Below are 1,549 nucleotides of genomic sequence, written 5' to 3' on the forward strand. Positions count from 1 at the left end.
ACAACCGGCTAACACCGGTGACGCCCGACATTCCTAGACCAGCGGCACCCCTCCAGCCGAACACCTCGTCCTGCGGTAACCAACCCGCGCATATCAGCCAGACAGCGCTCCCTCGTCGAACATGACGCGCCAGCCAACCGGACGACGCCGAAGAACGGATACGAAAAGAGCGGTCCAAGACAAACCAGCCCTGGACCGCTCACCCTTGCCCTATTGACAAGAACACCTACATATCAGGTGTACTGAGCCATCAGGTTGGTGACACCCGGGTGATGGGTGTGGTTCCGATGCCGGTGTGGATTCGTTCAGTGTTGTAGTGCTGGAGCCAGGGCGCAAGTGCGGATTGGCGGTCGTTGCTGCTGGTGAAGACCTGCCGGTAGGCCCATTCGGTTTGCAGGGTCCGGTTGAAGCGTTCGGCTTGCCGTTGGTCCAGGGGCAGTGGGGCTTGATGAAGCGCTGAACTGCTCCGAGATCTGCGACTGCCTGACGGAACATTGTGGAGTTGCGGTAGGCGAAGGCGTTGTCGGTGATGACGCGTTCGATCCGTTGGATGCCGTGGCCGGCGAAGTAGCCCGCGGGCGCGGGTGAGGAACCCGGCCGCTGTGGCGCCCTTCTCATCGGGAAGGACCTCGGCGTAGCCGATGCGGGTGTGGTCATCGATCGCGACGTGGACGTAGTCGTAACCGATTCCGCGTCCCTTGACCTGCTCCGAGCGGCCGTGGGCCCGCCAGCCGCCGCCGTCCGGGATGCGTCCGAGCTTCTTGACGTCCAGATGGACCAGTTCCCCGGGCCGTGCCCGTTCGTACCGGTTCGCCGTGGTCCGGGCGGCGCGGATCGGGGCGCCGGTCAGCGGATCGCAGTCTGCCAGCCGCGGGACCCCGTGCCGGTGCAGGATCCGGGACACGGTCCGGGCCGGGACGCCGGTGAACGCAGCGATCCGCAGCGGACCGAACCGTAACGACCGCCGGGCGTCCAGGACGGCTTGCTCACGGTTGGGACTCGTCCGGGCCGGTGATGACCTCGGCCGGCTTGAGCGGTTCGGCAGCCCGGCTGCGCCCTCGGCGCGGAATCGTCGGATCCACCGGTACGCGGTCTGCCGGGACACGCCCAGCTCGGCAGCGATATGGGCGACCGGGCGGCCGGCGGCCACCCGGTCAACGATCAGGAGTCTTCCATGAACTGTCAGCCGGGCATTAACGTGGGACACGAGGACCTCCGAGCGCAAAGTGTGTGAACTAGACAGCTCCACTTAGCCCGGAGGTCCTCCTCGTTTTCAAGCCCCACATGTCAACAACGTCCCGGCTCAGTACACCTGATATGTAGGTGTTCTTGTCAATAGGGCAAGGGTGAGCGGTCCAGGGCTGGTTTGTCTTGGACCGCTCTTTTCGTATCCGTTCTTCGGCGTCGTCCGGTTGGCTGGCGCGTCATGTTCGACGAGGGAGCGCTGTCTGGCTGATATGCGCGGGTTGGTTACCGCAGGACGAGGTGTTCGGCTGGAGGGGTGCCGCTGGTCTAGGAATGTCGGGCGTCACCGGTGTTAGCCGGTTGT

Annotated in this window: 1 protein-coding gene; it reads right to left on the reverse strand. The window is 64.8% G+C overall.

Annotated elements, in window-relative coordinates; translation table 11 throughout:
• Positions 1 to 250: 250 nt before the first annotated feature.
• Positions 251 to 1,207 carry an IS481 family transposase gene (locus AC1DRO_RS21150; RefSeq protein ID WP_476952335.1) on the reverse strand — a complete coding sequence of 319 codons (957 nt, stop codon included), beginning with the start codon at positions 1,205 to 1,207 and terminating at the stop codon, positions 251 to 253.
• Positions 1,208 to 1,549: the final 342 nt, after the last annotated feature.

The organism is Arthrobacter sp. P4_F11 (genome assembly GCF_056401395.1).